The sequence below is a fragment of the Fimbriimonadia bacterium genome, from assembly GCA_039961735.1.
Taxonomy (GTDB): Bacteria; Armatimonadota; Fimbriimonadia; order Fimbriimonadales; family JABRVX01; genus JABRVX01.
The window spans coordinates 1-21,817 of sequence record JABRVX010000054.1 but is presented as its reverse complement, the minus strand read 5'-3'; the positions used below and the strand labels follow the sequence as shown (position 1 = coordinate 21,817).

Here is a 21,817-nt window from a genome sequence, read left to right as displayed (position 1 = left end):
ACACGTTGTACTTCACCTCCCGAAGCCAGTTCGAGAACTTCAGCGCAACGTCGTAGGTGCACGAAGTGGTGTACGCACTGTAGTTGCCCCCGCTGTCGAGGGTGATCGGCACACTGTCCAACACGATGGACGTGCCAGGCTGACGAAACTCCATTACAGCGCTTTGGCCGGCCCCGCCCAGGTACTGCTCGAGGGTCACCTTGCCGGTCACCTGAGCCGTCGAGGAACTGAGGCCGACAGTCATACTGTACTGGTTGCGTGTGTCGTTTGCCAGGTAGACACGGATGAAGTAGTCCTTCGCTGGACCGCTGTTGTTGTAGCTGAGGGTCTCGGTGTTCGACAGGGTTCTGCTGGCAGCGACGGGCGAACCACCGCATGCATCGTATAGCTCCAGGTCTATGTCACCCCACGCGTGGGTGAAGGTTAGCGAGACGTTGAGTGTCGTGCAGGGCGAAACCGTCACCCGATACCAATCCTCCGCTGCGCTCTTCACCACGAGATCGTTATACGTGCCGGCCCCCACCGCAGCGGGACCCTGACACGTGTCGTTGGGCTCGAACGCATCGTCGCTGCCGGATTGCAAGTACGACGAGAAGCCTCCGGAGGAGTACGCCGTACTGAACTTACCGAAGTAGTCCGGAGCCGTCGGAGTCTCGCAGAAGGAGCCACCGCAGCAGAGGTTACCGACTACCAGACCGGACGCGGCGAGCAGCAGTGCGCTGCCCGAGGAGCCGTAGTCCGTGACGCCGCCGTTGGTGTTCCATACTACGCGATGGGAAGTGGGACCACTGGCGTTGCCCGTCTTCTTGCCGAAGGAAATGCGCTTCCAACTGCCCTGCGGGTGCTGAATACACACAACGTCGGTGTTGAGGGGGGGATCGGTCGTAGTCCAACCGAGCCATGCCACACCGGCGGGAACTGCTCCCTGCAGCAGAAGAAGTGTCGAATCGGCTGTCGAGTACGTCCGGACCAAGTTGGCATAGCTGGCATAGCGACTCGTAGCGAAGCTGCCTCCACAGGTCAGGCGATGATAGAAGAACCGCGCTGACACCGTCTTGGCGACCGTATCGGTGCTAATACAGTGGTTGGCAGTCAGTATGTATGGCGTGTAGTCGCTCGCCGCAGTATTGATGAGCTGAGCGCTGCACAGGTATGTCCCGCCGTCTGTGAACGTAATGTAATGGCAGGCATTCCGAAGCGTCAACCACGGCTCACCGTAGCAAGCCGAATCCAACCAGCATGAATCGTCAGCGATCGAGACATCCTCCCATTCTCTGAAGATGTCGCGGTAGATGTGCTGAACCTCGTCGATGCCGAATGGCAAGCGCTCTGGCCGATCCGGGCCCGGGGTGAAGTACTCCACGCAGACCATGTTGCCGACCACGTCCGGCGTGTAAAACTGGCCTTCGTCCCACGGGCCGCGACCGTAGAAGAGTTCCAGGCAGTCGAGCGGGCGGTCGGGCGGGAACACGGCCAGTTCCGCACCCTCCGGCATGTTCACATACGCGAAGTGCAGCCGTAGTCCATAAGCACCTTGGGCTCGAATGGTGGTGCTCCACACCCAGCCCTCATCGCCGGCGCGCCTCCACTCGCCCTGTTCGGCCGAGATCCCAACTGGCCGAGGCACACCGACACGCAGGGCCTTGCACTTCGAGGCGTTCTCTTCGTCTTCCAGGTGCAGCGTCAGAGTGTCTACGGGGCCCAGCTCGTGCCACTGTGAGGTGAACGGTCCTCCGAGCCCGAAACGGATGCTGGGTGGTTCCGCTAGTGGCTTCGCAGTATAGGGTGAACGGTGATCTACGAGCAGCGGTGCTTGTTCGACAGGTGCCTTCGCTCGCTGAGCGGGTGCAGCGGCAATCAGAAGCGCAGCCCACGCGGCTGCAAACATAAAGTGAGTCAGTCTCATCGCAGCAAACCTTCTCCTTGTCCCGAGTAGCCCGAAAACTTCGGGCCGGATTTATAGACAGGCACAGCGACCTTTGGTTCCCGGTATGTGGCCGGGTTCACAGGAGCCCGTGGTGGCGGCCCAGCCAGAATGCCAGAAGCCAGGCCGCCCCGTCCTCCTCCATCGTGCCGTCACCGCCCCCGTCGGCCACGTAGGGATTGGTGTTCCAACGGTAGACCGGGCGCTCGGAGGGAGGTAGTACCGTGGTCAGCTGACGCCGCCCGAAACGATCGGGCGTGGGGTCGATCTCCACGTCGGTACGAAAGGAGTTTCGGCACTCCCAATCCCGCAGGTCCCATGGCCACTCCTCGAGCGTGCTCCGAGCATCGGCCACCAGGTTTTCGTCCGGTTCGATAGCCGCAGCGATTAGATTGAATAACGAGCACCGTTCTGGCCGTTCGATCTCGATGCTACGTCGGAGGCTGTCGAGCAGAAGCTCCCGATTGTCGCCAGACGGGATGAGCCGAGCGAGCGAGTAGTAAGCGAGGAAGGCGAGCTGGTCGTCCGAGTGGTTGACCTCGTAGGGTGCCAGCATCTTCTGTGTTATCGCATTGCGCATGTATCCATGTTGCTCGATGAGGCGCTGCATGGCTTGGTCGTACGCGGGGTTTCCGGTGAGTAGGTGTCCGACTGCGAGGAACGCAAGGATGCACAGCGAGTTGAGGCCTCGTTCGTGATCCCACTCGGGGTCGTCATTCAGACTGCTCGGACGAAAGTTCGCCCATCTCGTCGGCAGTCCGCCGGGTCCGATCAAGCGGTAGTCGTTTCCAAGGAGATGGTCCAGAATGCGGCCACAAGTTGCAGCGACTCGTTCGCGGTGCCGACCATCCGGCATGAGGGACCAGTAGACGTGATAGGCGAAGAAATGACCGGAAAGTTCGTCTGAGGAGGTGTCCCCTTTCCACCAGGAACCGGGGATGGTCTCGCTCTCGAACCACTCGCCCTCGTTCCAGAGTACGTTGGCGGCGCCTCGACGGACAAGACTGCGTGCAGGGAAGCCGGGGATGCCCGTCGCCTGCTCCAGGCTCAGCAGCGCAGCCATCGACTCGTCGGCGCGTCTGGTGGCCTCGGCATCGGCGGTGCTGGCAAAACGGAAGCACTGCGCAGCCACATAGAGGCCTGTCCATAGCCCATCGTTGTCCACCGAGCGGTAGAAGTGGCTGGGCTCGCCACCGGGGCTGAGCTTGCATCTTGCAACGAACCCGCCCAGCGTGTGCCGCTCTTCGGTCAGGCGTTGGTAGTGCTCCGCCTTCTGCTCCAGGGTCATCGGACGTCGCTCGATGCGAGACCAGCCCGCATCTGTTCTCAGCCAGGCGTCGAGACCGTCGAACCGGAGCTCGGTGACGTGGTTGGCAGGCAGCCACCTTCTGCCCCAGAAACAGCGCCACATGCCTTTCGAGTAGCGAGCGGCTCCGTGCTCCCCTCCCACCCACACGTCGCCATCCGGTCCAACGGCGGCCACTTCCCACGTAGGCAGCGGGCAACCCGGCGGCACTTTGTCTGGCGGGACAGGCCGGCTCGGCGGCGCATCGGGCACGGGGTAGTGTGCGATATCCTGAAGGAACGCGCCCGAAGCACCGCCTTTTGAACTCACGTATCGGCCCGCCGCTAGTTCAGGTTCTCGACGATGACCGCAAGAGCCTCACCACCACCGATGCACGGCGTAGCCAGACCGAAGCGGCCGTCATGCTGTTTCAGTGCGTGAATAAGGGTAACCAAAAGCCTGGCTCCAGTAGCGCCGATAGGGTGACCCAGTGCGACCGCGCCTCCGTGGACGTTCATTTTGGCCCGGTCAATGCCGAGCTTGCCCGAAACTGCCAGGGCGACGACCGCAAACGCCTCGTTGATCTCGAAGAGCGAGATGTCCGAAAGCGACATGTCTGCTCGTCGGAGTGCGTGTTCGATGGCTCCCGCGGGGGCGGTGGTGAACCACTCGGGCGCCTGGGCACAGCCGCCATGGGCAACGATACGGGCGATGGGCTTTGTACCCAACCTGTCGGCGGCCTCGGCACTGGCGAGAACCAGGGCTGCCGCGCCGTCGTTGATAGAGCTGGCGTTGCCCGCGGTCACGGTGCCGGTCGGCTCGAAAGCGGGCTTCAACCCGGGGAGCTTCTCCAGATTCGAGCGGCCGGGCTCTTCATCGGTATCCACCAGAATCGGATCACCTTTGCGCTGCGGGACCGAGACCGGCTCGATCTCTTGGCGAAAGCGTCCCTCGGTAATGGCGGCTAGGGCACGGGTATAGCTCTCGATCGCGAACTCGTCCTGCGCGCCCTTCGAGATGGCAAACTCGCGAGCGCACAACTCGGCAGCACTGCCCATGTGGAAGTCGTTGTACGGGTCCCATAGCCCGTCGTGCACCATTGTGTCCAAGATGTTCGCGTTGCCCATTCGGTAGCCTGTGCGAGCCTTATCCAAGGCGTAAGGCGCGAGGCTCATGCTCTCCATGCCACCCGCAACGACGACGTCGGCGTCTCCGCAGCGAATGGCCTGCGCTCCCATGATCACGGTCTTCATGCCGGATCCGCACACCTTGTTCACCGTGGTGGCAGGCACGTGATTGGGCACTCCAGCGCCTATGGCGGCCTGACGCGCGGGCGCCTGGCCTAGGCCACCCGTCAGCACGCAGCCCATCAGCACTTCGTCCACTTTGTCCGCCGGCACGTTGGCACGCTCGAGTGCCGCACGAATGGCGGTCGCGCCCAGCTTCACCGCGGGAACGGTCCCTAGTGTTCCGAGGAATGAACCGATCGGCGTCCTTGCCGCGGATAGCACTACTACGTCTCTCATTTCGGATTCTCCCTTCCCTGTACTGCCCTGACCCCGTCGACAGGGCTTGCGGCCATTGTACAGGGCGCGCCGCTCTATGGCCAAGGGATGGCCCGCCTTGGGAAGCAAGTCACGAAGGGTTCGAGGGTGACAAAAAAGTGGTGCCGCAGACCGGGCTCGAACCGGTGACACCTGGATTTTCAGTCCAGTGCTCTACCAACTGAGCTACCGCGGCACCGTGTGGCGCGGACGACGGGACTTGAACCCGCGACCTCCGGCTTGACAGGCCGGCGCTCTAACCGAACTGAGCTACGCCCGCGTGTTGGCATTTGCTCGCTGCGCGACCCGAGAACACCCCGGCTTCCCGCCTACGCGGGAATAACGAGAATGCGGCACCGGCCTGGTGGGCGAAACAGGACTCGAACCTGTGACATCTTCCTTGTAAGGGAAGCGCTCTACCACTGAGCTATTCGCCCGAACGAGCAGCGTGCATTGTGACACGGAACTCGTTCCATGTCAATGAAGGCCGAGCCCCATGGATTGTTCCTGCGAAGAGAGCTTCGACCTGCGGCGCGCTATGACCCCGAGCGACGCCAGAGGCTCTTGCGCAGGGTTCGATACACCCCGTAGCACCCCAGCACACCCAGCCCGAGCAACGACAGCAACGTAGCCTGCCAGTACCCAGCCAAGCCCACAGGGAGAGCATCGCGAAAACGTGCCAACAGCCCCTTACCGGAAGGGTCGCTCGCGGCCTGGCCAGCAGTTTTCCACCAACTGGAGCCTAGGGCGGTCGCCTCGTTCCAGAACCCCGCAAATCCGCCGGGAAAGAAGAGGTAGATCATGACTACGAACAGCGTAGGGAGGCCGAGACCACAGACCCAGCCGGCGATGCGGGCACGCCGGATGCGAGCCGCTTCGCGTCGGACGCTGAACTTGACCCTATCAGCCAGGTCGGCGGGCGGCTCCGGCACGGGAACGCGCTCCAGCTCCTCGACGAACGCCTTGGCGCGCGCTAGTTCGGCTGCGCAGTTCGCACAGACAGCGATGTGCCTCGAGAACTCAGGAACCACGCTCGGTTCCAGTTGGTCCTCGATGGCCGGTTCTATCAGTGTTAGGGCCTGTTCACACGTCATCTTGCTAGCTCCTCGGTGGGAAGTGGGGTCGGGTTGAGAACGGCGAGCTCTCGCCGAAGGATGGCTCGAGCGCGGAAGAGCCAACTCTTCACGGTGCCTTCCGGCGCGTTCAGCAAGTCGGCAATTTCCTCGACATCCATGTGCTCGAAGTGACGGAGAACGATAATCTGGCGGTACTTCTCGGGCAGGTTGGCCACGGCTCGGTGCACCGCGCGCTCGCGGTCCATCTCGAGCACCTGCTCTTCGGCAGGCGGGGCCGGGTCGCGCAGAGTGTGCTGGTGGTCCTCCAGTGGGTCCGGCGCTCTGCTACGGGCACGGCCGAGGTCTATGGCCACGTTCGCGCATATCTTGTAGAGCCACGGCCTGAGCGGCTTTGCCGTGTTGAACTCGGGCAACGCGCGATAAGCCTTCACGAAGGTCTCCTGAACCGCATCCGATGCGTCATCCGAGTTGCCCAACATTCTGTAGGCAAGTCCGAAGAGCGCCCGATAGTGCAAGTCCACGAGCTCGTCGAAGGCCGCCGTGTCGCCTCTTGCAGCCCGCCGAATCAGCTCGGCCTCGGGCGGGCACGTGATTTCGAGTTCCATGCGGGTTCTCCGTAGTATTACGCCGGCCGGCGCGGCTGGGTTGCGGCTCATCGTGCAGTGTTCGAGTGAGGTGACAGCCACCACCGGCAAGCCGAATCGGATGCTACCCCGTACCCCGAAGACAGGACGAACGGACGGCCGAACCCGAGGGTCGCAGCCGTCCGCTGTCGCGGTGGGCTCTGTTGGTAGCAGGGCTGTTACTTGAGGCTGAAGGCGTAGAACCAGGACTTGTGGTAGCCGTCGCTCCCGAACGCACCCTGGAGCCCGAAGGCGACTCCCGCTGGCGTCACCATGGTCGGCAGGGTGTTGGTGACCGTACCGTTGATGCTGGGCCGAAGCATGTAGTAGTTCAGGCCGAGTGTCGAGCAGAAGGCATAGCCCACGCCGTCGGTGGAAAACGCCCAGATGTAGGGCGGGGCGTCCGCTTCCTCGCGCGTAGCGACGGCAAGCGACCCGAGCGCGCCCGTTCCTGGAATGGGAATGGTCGGATATCCCGCAACGTTCGCGCCGGTGATCAAGTCTAGTCCCCGTATGACGCGGTCCTCGCACAGGATGAACGCACTCCGCGGGCCAGCGGTCACCAGGTCCACAACGGGCGCATCCAGCTGCACGAGCCACCGAAGCCTCTGGCCGGCTATGCTCAGGCTGCCTGCCATGTGATCTGCAGTACGAAAGGCCAGGTAAGACCCAGTGTCGTTGACCTGCAAGCGACCGACGATGGGGCTGTCGGAGACCTTGAGCTGCCAGCGAAGCACGAGGTCGGCGGCGCCGAGACAGGCAATGCGGCCTGCGGAAGTGCCTATGAATACGTTCCCGTTGATGGCCACGGGCGGCGTGGTGGCGACGAACGGGATCGAAACCGACTGGGCCCATCCGCCCTGTCGGGTCACCTTATGGATACGGTTATCCGCAGTGAGCACGAGGAACTGCGGTCCATAGGCGATCGGCTCGAACACCACAGGAGCGCCGTTCGATGGCCGGGTGATGAGCGTCGAAGGCGGCAAGCCGGCATCCAACGGCGCGGTGTCTGCGATCAGCAGCCGACCGTCGTCCAGAGACCACGCCATGTGCATCCCCGAGAAGCAAGGACGACCGACGGGCAGGCAGTCGATCGGATATCCAGTAGGCCACGGCTGGCCGACCTTGCCGATGAACAGGTTCTTGTTCACCCCCGCGAGATAGGCATACCTTTCGTCGGCGCCTACGGCTTGGATGCGCTCGGCCTGGCTGCTCCACTGCTGCGCTGCAACCCAATCGTCCGCCCGGCGGCCTGCGGTCACCACGTCGCTCCATGAGACCGAAGACATCGAGCCCACCTCTCCGGTACCGAGGGAGGAGACGGTGGCGACGCCGAAGAGCCCGTCGGTAAGGAGGTCGGCATTCGGGGCGCGGAACAGCACCCTGAACGTGTAGCTCTCGCCCCTGTCGAGCTCTACGGTGTTGTCGGGTATCGGCCCACCCGAGGAGTTCGTGATGCAGGCCGCGTAATTTGCCTCGCTCTGCCACCATTCGAGGTCGTCCGACGCGAAGGATATGCGGAATCGGTCGAGGCCGTTGCCGGTGTTCGTAAGGGTCGCTGTGACGAACGTGTTTGTCGAAGCATTCCAAGTCCGCCAGTTGTTTTCGGGAACGATTTGCCCGGTGACCCCATACACCTGGCGCACGACACAATATGCCTGTGGAGAATGACTGGCAAACGTGGAGCCCTTAGCGTCTCGATACGAAGCTGACGCGAACGAAGAAAGGGCAACGTGTGCAGGAGCCATCTGCGCCTGACACGATGCAGCGCAGCCCATCGCCATCAATGCCCAAACGGGCAAAACGGATCGCATTGCAGTTCACCTTCCGAAAATGCCGTGACGCCCGGCTTCTTCCATAAAGCTCGGATCGCACGTACCCGCACATCCCCGAGAACAGCACAGCGAACCCGTTGCACTACCAGGTCGGGCTCGGAGTGCTCAACCTGCACCGATTGTGGCGTACAATGTTCGCACGCACAGTACTCGAGGCGCACCCCGAGAAATGCCGTGCGCCTTGGCACGTTCGTGCATGAGCAGAGGAGGACCCTCATGGCTCGAAGGGGTTTTACCCTAATCGAACTACTGGTAGTCATCGCTATCATCGCGATCCTAGCAGCAATACTGTTTCCAGTGCTCTCTAGGGCGCGCGAGTCCGCTAAGTCCGCGTCGTGCCTTAGCAACATGAAGCAACTAGGCATCGGGTTTCGCATCTATCTGGACGACTTCAACAGCCGCTATCCCAAAGCGGGAGAAGGCTATCGGACTGCGGGCATCCCCTACACCGCAAACTGGGTGACGGCGGGGTCTGGAGGTGGTGCTGCCGACCGCTGCCCTCCGGCGATGCGCGTGCTCTCCTACTGTCTCGACGTGGCCGACCCGAAGACGGGTAGCCTGTACAGGTACGTGAAAGACGTGCGCGTGTACACCTGCCCTAGCAATCTGAAGTCCCAACCCAACTGCGGGTTCAACCACTGCCCAGGTGGCATCAAGAACAGCTACGGGACTATCCAGTGGGCGGGCAACGAAGCGAAGACCACCTACAGCATGAACTCGATGTTCGACAACGGCGGCACGCAGACACCCGGCATCCGCTATCAGCAGGTGCGATACCCGTCTTCGACGTTCATGTTATACGACGAGTGGGGGATGACTATCAACGATGCGTACTTCGTTGCCACCACTTTCGACTCGTTCGGGGAGCAGCACAACACGGGTGCGAATATGCTGCACGCCGATGGAAGCGCCAAGCGATACAACTTCGACGACGTGAACAGCAACGGCGGTCGCTTCTACTACCGCTACAACCCCTTCCGCGAGGACGAGTAGGCACGCCTAGTCTACTAGGTGTACTTGGCTCGAGTCGCCGAGAACCAATCGAGCGTTCGTTTGACCACCCGTGACGTGTACGTCGCTGCCAATCAGGCTATCACGTACCGTGAGCCCAGGACCCAGAATGCGACACCCTGACATGAGGATCGAGTTCTCGACAGCGCACTTCTCGAGGCGGCAACCGTCACCAACCGACACGTTGGGCCCGAGCGACACGTCGTGCAGCACGCATCCCGCGCCGATGGCGACAGGCCCAGTCACGGACACGCTGAGCATCACCGACTCCTCACCTACTACAAGGGCTCCCGACACGCTCGTGTCTGGACCGATCTCCGCCGAGGGTGCGATCAGCGGCTGGATGTCCTCCAGCACGACACGGTTGGCGTCCAGGATCGCTTCCACCGTTCCCGTGTCCTTCCACCAGCCGGACACGATATGGGAGCGCACGTCGCCACCACGCTCCACGAGACCTTGGATGGCATCGGTGATCTCGAGCTCTCCGCGAGCCGAGGGCTTCAGCGTGTCAATCACGGCGTGGATGCTGGAATCGAAAAGGTATACGCCGACGAGCGCGAGGTCGGACTTGGGGTGCTTCGGTTTCTCCTCCAGGCGCACAACGTGCTCGCCGTCCAGTTCGGCCACGCCGAAGTCCTGAGGGTTCGGCACGCGGCAGAGCAGAATGGTGGCGTTCGGCCGCTCACGCTCGAACTCCGCGACGAGGTCGCACACGCCCGACTTGATGAGGTTGTCGCCGAGGTACATGAGAAAGGGGGCATCGGCCAGATAGGGGCGTGCCGTCTTTACTGCATGCGCGAGGCCGAGGGGCTCGTCCTGACGGATGTAGGTGACACGCAGGGACCAGGGGCTGCCATCTCCCACCGCGGCCCGGATGTCGGGCTCCGTTTCCCCGACGACGATGCCCACTTCCTCGATGCCGGCGTCGCGCATGGCCTCCAGGCCGTAGAAGAGCACCGGTTTGTTGGCGACGGGCACGAGCTGTTTGGCCATGCTGAAGGTGATGGGTCGTAACCGCGTCCCCTTGCCCCCGCTGAGAATAAGCCCTCTCACGGGGAGACTCTTCGCCACGCCCCCGCAGGTACCCTAGCGGCATGGGCGAGTTGCACCATGTGGTTGCGTTGGTGACGGGGGCGGGGAGCGGGATCGGAAGGGCGACGGCGCTGCGTCTGGCGGCTGGGGGCGCCAAGGTCCTCGTTCACTACAACACCTCGAAGGAGGGCGCGGAGCGCACGCTCGCGGGGCTGGGCGAGAAGGGCCTGGGGTTGGTGCAAGCGGACCTGTGCGATTGGGATGCAGGCAGTGCGGCGATGCAACAAGCGCTAGCGGAGCACCCAACGCTGAACCTGCTGGTTGCCAACGCAGGCGTTTACGAGCCGATGCCCTTTCTGGAAGAGGAGCACGCGGTCGCCGAGAACTGGTCGCGCGCGCTGGACATCAACCTGCTGAGCGTCGTGGGCATGGCGCACGCCTTCGCCCGACACCGGCGCGGGCAGGGAGGCAAGATCGTGATGGTATCGAGCCGGGCAGGACACCGAGGCGAGGCGGGTGCCACAGCATACGCGGCGAGCAAAGCAGCGATGATCAACTTGGTGAAATCGCTGGCAGTGGAGCTTGCCCCGGAACGCATCTACGTGACCGCCGTTGCACCGGGCTGGACCGACACGCCGATGTCTCGGGCCGAGCCCGCTGACAAGCAAGAGGCTGCCGTGCAGAGCATCCCCTTCGGCCGGATGGCGACCGCCGACGAGATAGGCGCGGTGATCGCCTTCCTGGCGAGCCGGGAAGCGGACTACCTGACCGGCGTGACGGTTGACGCAAACGGCGCGAGCTACCTGAGGTAGGCCCGCGGGGCCCTTCAGCTTGCAATGTGCGTCTGATGGGGTAGGTCGGCGGGCGCGGGCAGGGCATCGAGGCTCTACTATCCCGGATTCCGATGCTTCCACTGCTTGGGGGCAGTGTTATAGTGTTTTTCTCGGCGATGTCGTGTGCCAGCGTGGGCAGCTTTAGAGGATCCGCTGGGCGCTCTTTCGGTTCCAGACGTTCGCACGGTGCGGACATCTCGTGGGTCTGCGAACGGCTACAGCCCGCAGCCGCACTGATGCGCAGGGAGTTGTAAGCGGAACACGCGATTGACCGCCTGCGTCAACGCCGTAGTAATCGTTCCCAGCTCGCCGGTGGCAAAGTGCTCAGATCGCTCCTGCAGTCTTGGACGGAACGTACTCGCCGGTGAAGTCCATCCGAAGCTCGGTGTCGCCGCCCATGTCCACGACCATCCCGGTCACCTTGCCGATTATCTTGACCAGTTCTCCGTTCGCGAGGTCCACCCACACGGTCAATTCGGCCTCCACCTTTCCTTTGTCCGCACGGAAGGGCTTCTCGACGTACTTGTGCTCCAGCTTGGCGCACCGCACCCCGTTTACGGTCTCGATGGCCAGCAGCTTGATGTCCGCCGTGCCGCCGCGAAGACCGCCCTTCTCATCGGCTTTCGGTTCGTGCTTCCACGCCTGGCCGATAGCAACAGGCTTATCGGGATAGACGACCTGGATGGCCCTCCCGAGGCGCAGCCCCATGTCGTCCTCCGTGTTGGAGGTCTCCATCTTCAGAATGTCGTTGCGCGGGGTCACGAGCATCTTGTCCATGCCCGGCTCTTCCGAGGGATTAGGAAGCTCCATGTCGTTGAACTTCATCGTCAACTTCAGCTCCCGTGATTCGAGCTGGGCGTTGCCTTCCGGCGTGACCTTGACGCACTTCTCGACGTCTTCTCGCTCCACGACCAGGCGGTATTCCTCGCCCTGGGCGGGCAGGATGACGGCCCTCGAAGCGTACTTGCGCTCCGTGCCCTCTTTGAAGACGCGCTTGAGCGTGTAGGTCTCCTGGCCGAGCGCCGGGACAGCAACGAGACAACCGAGGATAAAGGCAAATGCGATAGTTCTCATCTGGATTGGTCCTTTCATGGTGAAAACGGTGCGGCGGGTGGGGTCCTGCGATCCTTCGGCTTGGCATCGAACCGAACCGTGCCATTGACAAGAAGACTCTGGATGGCGAAGCTTTTGATGGTGGCCATGCCCTTTACGAGGGTGCCCGTTGCTTGGTCCAGCCACACATCGGCAGATACGGTCACGGGGTTCTCGCCGTCGGCTCCGGGCTCGCCCTTCAGCTCCATCCTCACCTTGGCGGTCTTGGCGCCGGCAACGTCCTCGACACCAACCATCTTGTACTCGATTGTGCCGGGAACCGCACCGACTTTGGGCTCCGTAGGGGACATCTTCCAGGTCGAGCCGATCTCGACGCCTTCGGCAGGTACGTACACATTGAGGACGGTCGCTACCAGCCGAGCGATCTCGGCCTCCGGACCGCCGCCATCCACGGTCAGCGCCGCAAGGCGACCATCGGGAAGAAGCCACGTTCGCGTGCTGGGGGGCAAGCGGTCCATGTCCCCCATCGCCTGGCCGTCGAGCGTGATGTCCATCTTCGTCCACTCTAGGACGTGCGCGATGGTGTCCTTGCGGTCACCTTCCTTCACCGTGCCCTTGCAGGTCTGCTTGAGCAAGGCCTCTATGGTGACCGTGGAGCCGGTGAACTCCAGCTCGAAGTCCCCCTTCATGACGTAGGTCTGCTCGGTGCCCTCCATGTGGGTGCGCGTGATAATGACCCTGTCGCCTGCCTGCGCGCCAGCGGCCAGCAGCACAATACTGCAGAGTGCAACTGCTCGGATGCTCATGACGGAATGCCTCCCTTCGTTACGGTGGTCCCATTCGGACGGTTCGGCGGATTATGGCGCATAGGCTGGACCTTAGCCATTACCGCCCTGTGGTCGTAAGGCAATTCTCGGGGCGTCGCTAGGGCAGACCAGGTTGCGAACCCACGGGTAGACTGCCGCCATGGGCGGCTGGGACGAGGTACTGTTCCGCTGGATCAACGAGGGGTGGGCTAACCCGTTTTTCGACCACTTCATGCCCTTCGTCACCCACCTAGCCAAGAACCCCGTGGGCATCGCGATGCTTACGCTCGCCTGGTTCGCGATCTTGATCTGGGGCGGGTCGAAGGGCCGGCGGGCCGCGCTGCTGGTCCTGCCCGCCGTGCTCATCTCGAACGAGCTGGCGGACTTGGGGAAGGCTCACCTCGGATACCTGCGGCCGTGCGTGGAACTGCCCGGGGTGCGAGTGCTGGGCGAGTCGCTCACCAGCGGGGGTATGCCCTCGGCCCACGCGGCCAACATGGCTTCGGTGGCGGCCGTGCTGATCGCTCATCTCGGGCGGGCGTGGTGGCCGGTGTGGCTGCTGCCGTTCGTGTCGGGCCTGTCCCGCGTGTATATCGGAGTACACTACCCGTCGCAGGTCGCGGTGGGCTGGCTGCTGGGAACTGCGGTCGGCCTTGCTATCGCGTGGCCGTTCCGCGTGCGGGAGAAAGAGCCCGCGCCTGTCCAGACCAATATCCACTCTAGAGAGACGAAGGAGGGAAAGGGTGATGACCTGTCCGAAATGCCATGACCGGCTGGAGGCCGTGGACATTCGAGGTGTGCGGGTGGACGCATGCCCGAAGTGCGCGGGGATATGGTTCGATGCCGGAGAGCTGAAGCAGCTCCAGGCTTCGGGACCGTCGGCGTGGGTAGACCTCGAGGCGCGTATCGCGCCGCGAAGCGAGGAAGCCGCCGTCTGGCCAGGTCACACGATGAAGGTGTGCCCGCAGTGCTCGCTCCCGATGCTTGCATATCGCTTCCTGTACGACTCGAACATCACTCTCGACGAGTGCAATGGGTGCGGCGGAGTATGGGTGGACGATAACGAGCTAGCGGCCATGGCCGAGTTCCTGGAGAGGACCGAGAAGGAACTTGCCGGTCTGCCGAAGACGAAGCTGACACCGGAAGAGATGGACCGCATCGCGGCGAAGGCCCGGATGAGCCCGCGCACGGCAAGCGGCATCGGAGGGATTCTGTCGGCCCTCCGATCTATCACACTGCGGCCGCCTGGGCAGTAGCAGTACGCTACTTGGCCGTCTGCTTCAGCAACTCCTTCACGGCCTCGTGGAGCTGCCGGTCGTAGCCTATCATCGAGTCCTCGAAGCTATTGTCCACGAATATGTCAGGAGGAACGCCGTAGTTCTCCAGGTTCCGCCCATCCATATCCCACCAACCTGCCACGGGCAGCCGGAATCCGGTGGTACCGTCTACCAATCGGATGTCATAGGTCCCGATGACGCCTCCGTACGTGGGCATGCCTAGCACCTTCCCGAACCCCAGGTAGCGGAAGCCTGACGGAACGATCTCGGCGTCCGAACCAGAGAACTGGTTGATCATCATCAGCGTGGGTTTGCCCCACATCTGGAAAGGCATGGTACGCTTCGGGCCACCGCGGCCTTTCTCCCAAGCGTGCTGGCGACGAGCGAGTAGTGCATAGATGTCATCGTGTAGCCACCCGCCGCCGTTATAGCGAACGTCTATTATCAGTGCGTCCTTGCCTTGACACCAAGGCCCGAACATCCATCGCTGCATCTTCTGGAACGACTCCTGTCCCATGCCCTGTATGTGTAGGTAGGCAACTCGGCCATTGGACCACTGCTCCACCTTCTTGGCATTATCGTCTACCCACTCGTCGTACAGGAGTTGCCCGAGGTTGCCCGTAGGGCGAATGTGAACGACGCGGTCATTGCCGGCAGCATCACGGACCTGCAGCGCGATACGCCTCCCTACGGTGTCCGCCAGGTGCTCCCATATGCGCTCGTCGTAGGTGATCTGCTTGCCCTCGATGGATAGGATGACATCTCCAGGGTAGAGGCGGCTGTTAGGGTCATCGGCGGGGCTACGCTTTACCACACGCGACAATTTCGCACCGGGGCCTTCGTAGGTTTCATCGAACTCTACTCCCAACCCTCCGGTCTGCCTCACGTTACGATCGGTGGCATACATACCAGTGTGGCTCGCCTTCAGCTCGCCCAATATGCGCGCCCAGGTGTCGTAGAAGTCCTCCTTCGTCGAAATGTATGCGGTCAGGGGCCGATACTTGTCACGGATCGCCTTCCAATCCAAGCCGTGCATTTCTGGATCGTAGAACTCTGCTCCCATGGTGGCCCACGCTTCGTCGAACATCTCGTAGAGCTGTGCCCGCTTGTCGTAGGTGAGGTAGGCAGAAAAGCCGAGAGCCTCCGAGGAACCTCCACTCGCACTGATCTTGCGAATGCTTCCGCCGGGACCGATGAACCACAGCTTGTCCGACTTCGATGGGAAAGTCAGCACGCTCGGCTGCTCGTTATGGGTCGTGATACGCCGAGCGTCGCCGCCATCCATCGGAACGATCCAAAGATCGCTAGCATGGCCATCGGAGGACTGGAAAATCACTGCCTTGCCGTCCGCCGTGATTGCGAAGTCACTCACTCCGGCTGGTAGGGACGTAAGCTGTTTCGCGCGCTCCTCGATCAGATACTCGTCTATCTCCAACGTACTCGGGCTCTCGGCCGGTTTCATCTCCTCGTCCTTTTTGCGCTCTTCGTACGGCTTGTCCTCGGGATCGGGCTCCGCCTTCAGCGGCAATCGGAACACCTGACTCGCACCTGCACGTCCCGAGAGAAACAGCAGGTTCTTGCCGTCTGGGCTGAACGCCGGGCGACTGTTCCATCCGAAGTGTTTCGTGACATCGAGGGGCACGGGCTTGCCGCTGCGACCAGGATCGAAGGGCACCAAGAACACGTTGCGCGAGGCTTGGATGTCCTCTGCGCTATAGGTGAGCCACTTCGAGTCGGGAGACCATGCGATGTCTGCTAGGTAGATATCCTCTGCCACGATGCGTTCGGCTCCGCCATCCGCCGGAATCACTACCAGGTACTTGCCGCCGACTCCCCTGCGAAACGCAAGCCACTTACCGTCTGGTGAAAAGACCGGGTCGTAGTGGCGCTCCTCGCCCTGCGTGACTTGCTTGGTCTCCCCGGTCTCCAAGTTTGCCACGTACACGTGGTAGTTGCCGTAGTCGGCTGCACTTAGCTTGCGGTTGCTAACGAACGCGATTCGCTTGCCGTCGGGCGAGAAAGACGGCTGCTGATCGTTGGCGGGGTTCTCGGTCACGCGCTTCGCCTGACCGCCGCGCTTTGCATCCACCCAGAATATCTCACCGGCGATCACGAAGGCCGACCGCGCCGCGTCCGGTGTTAGGGTGAACGATGTGACTCCAGAGGTCCGTGTCTCCGCAACGCGACCATCGTAGATGTCGTCGCTAGGTGCAGTTATGTCGAGCTTCCTCGACTTGCCATCAGGCAGGTCCAGCACATACAAGGCAGCGTCGTGTTCGAAAGATATCCGCTTGCCGTTACGTGACATGCTCGGCCACGTCACGAAGTCGGCCTCGAATCTCGTGATCTGGAGCGCACCGGTGCCGTCGGCGTTCATCCGCCACAGGTTGGTCTCGCCAGCATCGGTTCTCGCTCCCCGTGAGGACACCCAATAGATGACCTTGCCGTCTGGCGTTGCCATCGGCCAGTCGTCGAATCCGTCGTCGTCGGTGAGCCGCTTAGCACTCTTGCCATCGGTGTTGAGTAAGTAGAGGTCGCCGTCTGCCGCCCCACGATACTTCGGCCTCCACCACCTCTGCGGACCTCTGACGAACAGGAAGCGGCCCTCGCCGGGAAACCACGCGGCGGTGCGGATCGCATCGGTGTCGTTGGTGAGGCGGCGGCTGCGCAGTGTCCGTGTGTCTACAGAGTATATCTGCCCTATGCGGGTGTCGCGGCTGGCTGCGAAAAGGAGCCTGCTGTCATCGAGCCAGTCGAACAGAGCCTCATCGGACGAGTGATAGGTGATCTGCGTGGCCGGTCCGCCGTCCGCTGGGATGACGAACAGGTTGTAGTCGCCCGTGCGGTTACTTTCGAAGGCGATGCGGGTGCCGTCCGGCGACCAGCGCGGATTTCGGTCGTGGGCGGGGTGGGCGGTGAGCCTCACAGCACGGCCGCCCTCCGCCGAGACCGACCATAGGTCGCCGAGATACGTGAAGCAGATGAAACGGCCGTCCGGAGAGAGGGCGGGATTGCGGGCACATCGCACGGTTTCGACGGAGCCATAAGCGATCGGCGCATAGACGGCCAACGTGAGGCAGATGAAGGTAGTGAACATGGCTTGGGTGTTCGCCCAGTTGCCGTTGCGCTCCTGCGCAACGGCTAGGGAGCGTGCTGGATGGAGCCATTCGTGATTCACGTCTCCGTGAACCCGTCGGAATTGAAATTGACCCGCAGGATTTCGCACGCCTTCGCTCATTACTGCACCATCGCTCCAACGCGGGGGTGAGGGTGGAAGGTGGACAATCTCACTGCTCCTAACATCATCTAAACAATCGCGTGGGAATACTCCCGCATCGTGTCGGTCGTAGGCGCGCAATCGCGGCCTGAGGTGGAGCGGCCGCGCATACCTTTGTGGAGGTGATAGAAAGAGTGAGAATCTGCCGACGCGTAGGGCTTCTCGGTGCGCTGACCCTTTGGTGCACTGCGGGCGCAGATGTGGTGATCAATGAGGTGTTCGTCAACCCGCCGAGCACTTTGGATGACAGCAGGGAATTCATCGAGCTGATGGGCACGCCCGGGAAGAAGCTGGACGGGTACGCCATAGCCATCGTCAACGGTACGCAACAGAAGTTCTACCCGCTGGGTAGCATTCCGCCTGTACCGACGGTCATTCCAGAGATCGACGAATTCTTCAGCCTGGACGGGCTGTCGCTCGGGAAAAACGGTCTACTCGTTCTCGGCATTCAGGGTAGCGTGTACTTTCCTACGCTACTTAGCGACACCAACTTCACGTCTTGGCAGAACATATGGAACGGTGGGCTGGACGTTCCGGGCAAGATCGGCAATGACGGCTCAATCACCGTCCTCTTGCTTAGGAAGCGACCAGGGAAGACGCAGGCGGACCCGAACAACCCACTCGGGCTGCGGTGGGGCAAAGACATCAACGTAGACTACGATCTACTCACTCCGGTGATCGACCCGCAAGATGGTCAGCCCAAGGATCAATTCGGCAACGGCGGCTTAGACACCGGCCAGGCCGACGGAATGGGTGGATTCACTTTGGACCTGCGAGGTGCCAGCACACCGAACGACCTGAGCGACGATCTCGAGATCGTAGACGAGTTCAGCAGCGAGCACGATCGCGGCTGGGAGTACGACACGGACGGTCGCCGAGTAGACGTTGGTAGCATTCACCCGGGCTTGCCGGAGCGCCGCGTGCACGCGCTGGATGACCCGGCAGGGTTCAACCCGGATGCGTACACTCGCGTGGACTATCGCTCAAAGGGTCCAGGCTATCAGCCAGTCGCGGGCGCTACAGGGCAGATGCAGAACGGAAACAACTGGCAGGACACGGCTACAGAGCAGTGGATTCGTGGCGAAGCGGTGACGGGGTCTGGTGGACAAGGTGACCCACCCTACTTCTTCTTCTCCAACTTGCCAAACTCCCATCCGGACGCCATCCAGCCCTACGAGACGCATGTGCCTCTGTGGCTCAACGACGGAATAGCACCGGACTACGACTTCGGGACCCACTATACCTATCAGATCATGGCAGGCCGAGTGAACCCGCTGGCGGTACCGTTCATCCCCGGAGACACGAATCGAGATGGAGCTGCGGATGCCGAGGACATTTTACGCATTCGCGAGGTGTTTGGTGACGACGATTGGGTGTTCAGCAATAGCTTCGCACCAAACAACTCGGGAGACCCTGCCGCCCAACTTCGGCCATGGCAGCTGGATCAGACGGGCAACAACGGAATCGAAGCGAGCGACCTGCAGTGGGCTCTGAACTTCCAGGGCAACACCAACGGCAGGATCGTAGGCGTGCGGTACGACAGCACATCTCCCTCGACGACCGGCGTGTATCTCAACCCCAACTCCAGTGTTACCGTCAGCGTGTTTCAAAGTGTGAACGTCTCGAGTGGCCGACCCATCAACGCGCTGCGCGTGGGTGATGCGGTGGAAATGACCGTATCGGCACAGGTGACATCCGGCGCTAACAACGCCTCTGGTCAGCAGAACGGCGTGATGCAGTTCGCACACGACGTTACTATCTCCACCAGTGGGGTCTTGCGGGTCGTCAGCGTAGAAGCGCTCGCTCCGTTCGAGACCACTCGCTCGTCGCTTCAGTCTCTCGTCGGCTCTAACGGCGATCGAGGAGTCAGACTCGTCAACGGTTTCACGACGGACTTCACCCAGGGGCTGGGTTCGGTATCTAACCTCTATCGAGTGACGTTCCAGGCGATTGGGCTCGGTAGCACGCAAGTAACTGTGGCTGCGGCCGACGAGCCGAAGTTCGCGGCTAGCACTCCTCGTGGGCTGAAGGTGGGCCATACGGACAACAACGGCAATCCGGTTAGTGCCAACTATCCCGCTTCGTTGAACGTGTCGGTGACCGAGCAAGCTACGGAGCACTGGGTGTCCGGCAAGGTGACGTTCCAGAACCTCGCCGTGACAGCCACTCCCCCTACGCTGGTGAACATAGACGTGTACGTGGACGGGAACTACTACGGCACGCTACCGACCACGCTCGGGCCTGATGGGTCCTATAGCTTGCTACTGCCGGCGGGACAGATCACTCTGAAACTCAAACATACGCACTGGCTGCGGAAGGCCGTCAGTACCGACAACTCGTCGGGCGATGTCAGCGGCGTGAACATCAGCCTGATCAATGGCGACGCCGACGGCGACAACTCGATCGGGTTGGCCGACCTCAACGTGGTGCTGCTATCGTTCGGGTCGTCGGGCGGTTCTGCTGACCTGGACGAGGACGGATCGACCGGTCTGCCCGATCTGAACATCGTGCTGCTCAATTTCGGCAAGACGGGTGATACGTAGCACTCGGACTGACTGCGCTGGAGGGGCCTTGCGGCAAGCTGAGAGGAGACGGCCAGCGTGAAGCAGATTATGGCAGTGAACATCCCGTCACGGGTTCGGCCTTCGGATTCCCAGTTCTCTGCGCATCTGAGATGTATGGGGGGTCTGGACTGCCTAACGCTTCGGGGGCCACACGCAGATGGCCCCCGAAACGCGTCTGTCGTCCGCCCCACGAAGAGACGGCCCTTGAGCTACGCTAGAACCCCCAACTGATCTCGAAGAGCAGATTCTCGGTGGTCGCGCCGCCCTGTGTCTTCGTCTGGCCGCCTTCGAGCGCCATGCGACCGAGACCAGGTAGCCGATACGACACGCCGATCACTCCCCCGGTCTTTCGTGGTGCCGAGGACAGATCTGCAAGGAAGTTGTCGTAGCGCGCATAGAACGTGAAGTCCTCGTTCGCTATGAATGCCCCTTCGAGATAGTAGCCCTCGGGGTTCCTGGTGCCACCGGCCTGAAGGTCGTTCTCGCCGCGCATCCATGCACCGCTAATCTCGAAGTTCTCACGAACGAACGAGGCTAGCACACCGTACCGGAGGAATCCGTCCTCCCAGGCTGGGGTACCGGAGATCGGGTATTTGCCCGTGTATCCATACACCCCGACGCTACTTCCGTAGTCGTCGAACTCCTTCTCGAACGAGGCGAACAGATCCTTAAAGTTGTTCATCTCCGGCTGGTTCGGCCGCGCGTTCCCGCCCCCGCCGTTCACGATCCCGAACTCGGCGATGAACGCATCTGGCGTTACCAGACCGGCACTGATTCCATAAGCGCGGTCGCGTGGAGTGTACAAGTTTCCGCCGCCGACGTTGTCGTTGATGATTCGCGGACGGCTTAAGCTCGTTCGCGCTCCAGTGCTCGCTTGATGAATGAGCCTCGACGAGATCTGCCCGGCACGCGCAAACCAAAAGCCATCGCCGGCCGGGTCGCTGTTGTACAGCAGATAGGCTTCCGCAAGCTTTTCGCGAACCGCCGTATCCGTCTGGCCGCCGGTGGACGAGGCTTCTTTGCCACGCTCGTGCAAGTAGATCTCGAAGAAGTACGAGAAGTTGTCGGCGATAGGTCCACCCGAGTAAATCGAGAGCGACTCCACGTCGAACTTCGTGGAGGGCTCTGCATCCTTGTCTGCGTAGAAGCGAAACTTGCTGGTGAACGAGGTGTATTTCGCGATCTGAACGTCGCCCAGGTCCTGAATACCTGCATCGTCCTTGGTTCGATGCCCTCGAAGCCAGAAGTCCTTGCCAACTTTCGTCAGACGATAGGTGCTGCCGAAGTGGCAACTGGAGCAGTCCATGTCGTACCTTCGCGCCCAAGCGGGAATCGCGTTAGCAGGCGGAGAGGTGAAGGGAATAAGAGTGAGGGTGACCGCGACGGAGGCGACCGCCGCTACCCCCTTTGCAGTGACATGCATACGTTTGGTCCTCCTTAACCAATCAGGGATGTCTTGGGGGGTGCGGCGCGGCGCCCCCAGACGGCTACTTGCTCTTCGGGTCGCCGGGCATCGTGCCAGCCTTGATCTCCGCGAGGTTCTTCACGCCGTCCCCGTCCGAGTCGACGTCGTTCAACTTCTTCAGAATCTCCGCGGTCAGCTTCTTGCCCTTGTCGGCCTGTACCAGCTTGTCCAGAGCCTGCCCGTAGGGATTCAGTTTCTTGGTCATCCCGACA

Annotated in this window: 16 protein-coding genes, 3 tRNA genes and 1 pseudogene; 5 read left to right on the top strand and 15 right to left on the bottom strand. The window is 61.8% G+C overall.

The window, feature by feature from the left end; genetic code table 11:
• The 9 genes from HRF45_12120 to HRF45_12080 form a co-directional block, all read right to left on the bottom strand.
• Positions 1-1,906, bottom strand: a 1,906-nt coding sequence (locus HRF45_12120; protein MEP0767268.1) for a trypsin-like peptidase domain-containing protein, incomplete at its 3' end; no start/stop codon positions are given.
• A gap of 97 nt (positions 1,907-2,003) precedes the next feature.
• Positions 2,004-3,539: a hypothetical protein gene (locus HRF45_12115; protein MEP0767267.1), complete on the bottom strand. Its 1,536-nt coding sequence runs from the start codon at positions 3,537-3,539 to the stop codon at positions 2,004-2,006.
• Between the two features lie 14 nt (positions 3,540-3,553).
• Positions 3,554-4,735, bottom strand: a complete 1,182-nt coding sequence (locus HRF45_12110; protein ID MEP0767266.1) for an acetyl-CoA C-acetyltransferase — start codon at positions 4,733-4,735, stop codon at positions 3,554-3,556.
• Between the two features lie 138 nt (positions 4,736-4,873).
• Positions 4,874-4,949 (bottom strand) — tRNA-Phe (locus HRF45_12105).
• A gap of 6 nt (positions 4,950-4,955) precedes the next feature.
• Positions 4,956-5,033: transfer RNA gene (locus tag HRF45_12100), tRNA-Asp, on the bottom strand.
• Positions 5,034-5,115: 82 nt separating this feature from the next.
• Positions 5,116-5,190: transfer RNA gene (locus HRF45_12095), tRNA-Val, on the bottom strand.
• 99 nt (positions 5,191-5,289) lie between these two features.
• The gene (locus HRF45_12090) at positions 5,290-5,847 is read right to left on the bottom strand and encodes a hypothetical protein (protein ID MEP0767265.1); all 558 of its coding nucleotides are present in this window, start codon (positions 5,845-5,847) and stop codon (positions 5,290-5,292) included.
• Complete coding sequence (locus HRF45_12085) at positions 5,844-6,434, bottom strand: sigma-70 family RNA polymerase sigma factor (GenBank protein ID MEP0767264.1); 591 nt, start codon at positions 6,432-6,434, stop codon at positions 5,844-5,846. The genes HRF45_12090 and HRF45_12085 overlap by 4 nt, the downstream gene beginning before the upstream one ends.
• A 197-nt stretch (positions 6,435-6,631) precedes the next feature.
• Entirely contained in the window at positions 6,632-8,266 is a 1,635-nt protein-coding gene (locus tag HRF45_12080) for a hypothetical protein (GenBank protein ID MEP0767263.1), read from the bottom strand.
• 237 nt (positions 8,267-8,503) lie between these two features.
• On the opposite strand from HRF45_12080, the pseudogene HRF45_12075 reads away from it, so the two are divergent.
• A pseudogene (locus HRF45_12075) lies at positions 8,504-8,650 on the top strand (prepilin-type N-terminal cleavage/methylation domain-containing protein).
• 636 nt (positions 8,651-9,286) lie between these two features.
• On the opposite strand, the gene HRF45_12070 reads toward HRF45_12075, so the two are convergent.
• The gene (locus HRF45_12070) at positions 9,287-10,351 is read right to left on the bottom strand and encodes a glucose-1-phosphate thymidylyltransferase (GenBank protein MEP0767262.1); all 1,065 of its coding nucleotides are present in this window, start codon (positions 10,349-10,351) and stop codon (positions 9,287-9,289) included.
• A gap of 41 nt (positions 10,352-10,392) precedes the next feature.
• Here HRF45_12070 and HRF45_12065 point away from each other — a divergent pair, with 41 nt between their 5' ends.
• Positions 10,393-11,142 (top strand): SDR family oxidoreductase, encoded by a 750-nt coding sequence (locus HRF45_12065; GenBank protein ID MEP0767261.1) that lies wholly within the window; start codon positions 10,393-10,395, stop codon positions 11,140-11,142.
• Positions 11,143-11,487: 345 nt separating this feature from the next.
• On the opposite strand, the gene HRF45_12060 is transcribed toward HRF45_12065, so the two are convergent.
• Together HRF45_12060 and HRF45_12055 are read right to left on the bottom strand one after the other, a co-directional pair.
• A complete protein-coding gene (locus HRF45_12060; protein ID MEP0767260.1) occupies positions 11,488-12,237 on the bottom strand; it encodes a hypothetical protein in 750 nt (249 codons plus the stop codon).
• Positions 12,238-12,251: 14 nt separating this feature from the next.
• Complete coding sequence (locus HRF45_12055; GenBank protein ID MEP0767259.1) at positions 12,252-13,022, bottom strand: hypothetical protein; 771 nt, start codon at positions 13,020-13,022, stop codon at positions 12,252-12,254.
• Positions 13,023-13,182: 160 nt separating this feature from the next.
• Here HRF45_12055 and HRF45_12050 point away from each other — a divergent pair, with 160 nt between their 5' ends.
• Complete coding sequence (locus tag HRF45_12050) at positions 13,183-13,791, top strand: phosphatase PAP2 family protein (protein MEP0767258.1); 609 nt, start codon at positions 13,183-13,185, stop codon at positions 13,789-13,791.
• Positions 13,769-14,278 carry a zf-TFIIB domain-containing protein gene (locus HRF45_12045; protein MEP0767257.1) on the top strand — a complete coding sequence of 170 codons (510 nt, stop codon included), beginning with the start codon at positions 13,769-13,771 and terminating at the stop codon, positions 14,276-14,278. Before HRF45_12050 ends, HRF45_12045 begins: the two co-directional genes overlap by 23 nt.
• 7 nt (positions 14,279-14,285) lie before the next feature.
• Here HRF45_12045 and HRF45_12040 read toward each other — a convergent pair whose 3' ends face one another.
• Positions 14,286-17,537 carry a PD40 domain-containing protein gene (locus HRF45_12040; GenBank protein MEP0767256.1) on the bottom strand — a complete coding sequence of 1,084 codons (3,252 nt, stop codon included), beginning with the start codon at positions 17,535-17,537 and terminating at the stop codon, positions 14,286-14,288.
• Between the two features lie 173 nt (positions 17,538-17,710).
• On the opposite strand from HRF45_12040, the gene HRF45_12035 reads away from it, so the two are divergent.
• The gene (locus HRF45_12035) at positions 17,711-20,119 is read left to right on the top strand and encodes a hypothetical protein (protein ID MEP0767255.1); all 2,409 of its coding nucleotides are present in this window, start codon (positions 17,711-17,713) and stop codon (positions 20,117-20,119) included.
• Between the two features lie 235 nt (positions 20,120-20,354).
• Here HRF45_12035 and HRF45_12030 read toward each other — a convergent pair whose 3' ends face one another.
• Both HRF45_12030 and HRF45_12025 read right to left on the bottom strand, forming a co-directional pair.
• Positions 20,355-21,563: a hypothetical protein gene (locus HRF45_12030; protein MEP0767254.1), complete on the bottom strand. Its 1,209-nt coding sequence runs from the start codon at positions 21,561-21,563 to the stop codon at positions 20,355-20,357.
• Positions 21,564-21,627: 64 nt separating this feature from the next.
• The coding region (locus HRF45_12025) for a hypothetical protein (GenBank protein ID MEP0767253.1) at positions 21,628-21,817 on the bottom strand (190 nt) is incomplete at its 5' end.

Excerpts from the sequence above, each read along its gene's own strand:
- HRF45_12060 (MEP0767260.1), bottom strand. The coding sequence starts at position 12,237 with ATGAGAACTATCGCATTTGCCTTTATCCTCGGTTGTCTCGTTGCTGTC.
- HRF45_12050 (MEP0767258.1), top strand. The coding sequence starts at position 13,183 with ATGGGCGGCTGGGACGAGGTACTGTTCCGCTGGATCAACGAGGGGTGG.
- HRF45_12080 (MEP0767263.1), bottom strand. The coding sequence starts at position 8,266 with ATGCGATCCGTTTTGCCCGTTTGGGCATTGATGGCGATGGGCTGCGCT.
- HRF45_12110 (MEP0767266.1), bottom strand. The coding sequence starts at position 4,735 with ATGAGAGACGTAGTAGTGCTATCCGCGGCAAGGACGCCGATCGGTTCA.
- HRF45_12030 (MEP0767254.1), bottom strand. The coding sequence starts at position 21,563 with ATGCATGTCACTGCAAAGGGGGTAGCGGCGGTCGCCTCCGTCGCGGTC.
- HRF45_12085 (MEP0767264.1), bottom strand. The coding sequence starts at position 6,434 with ATGGAACTCGAAATCACGTGCCCGCCCGAGGCCGAGCTGATTCGGCGG.
- HRF45_12065 (MEP0767261.1), top strand. The coding sequence starts at position 10,393 with ATGGGCGAGTTGCACCATGTGGTTGCGTTGGTGACGGGGGCGGGGAGC.
- HRF45_12045 (MEP0767257.1), top strand. The coding sequence starts at position 13,769 with ATGACCTGTCCGAAATGCCATGACCGGCTGGAGGCCGTGGACATTCGA.
- HRF45_12040 (MEP0767256.1), bottom strand. The coding sequence starts at position 17,537 with ATGAGCGAAGGCGTGCGAAATCCTGCGGGTCAATTTCAATTCCGACGG.
- HRF45_12090 (MEP0767265.1), bottom strand. The coding sequence starts at position 5,847 with ATGACGTGTGAACAGGCCCTAACACTGATAGAACCGGCCATCGAGGAC.
- HRF45_12055 (MEP0767259.1), bottom strand. The coding sequence starts at position 13,022 with ATGAGCATCCGAGCAGTTGCACTCTGCAGTATTGTGCTGCTGGCCGCT.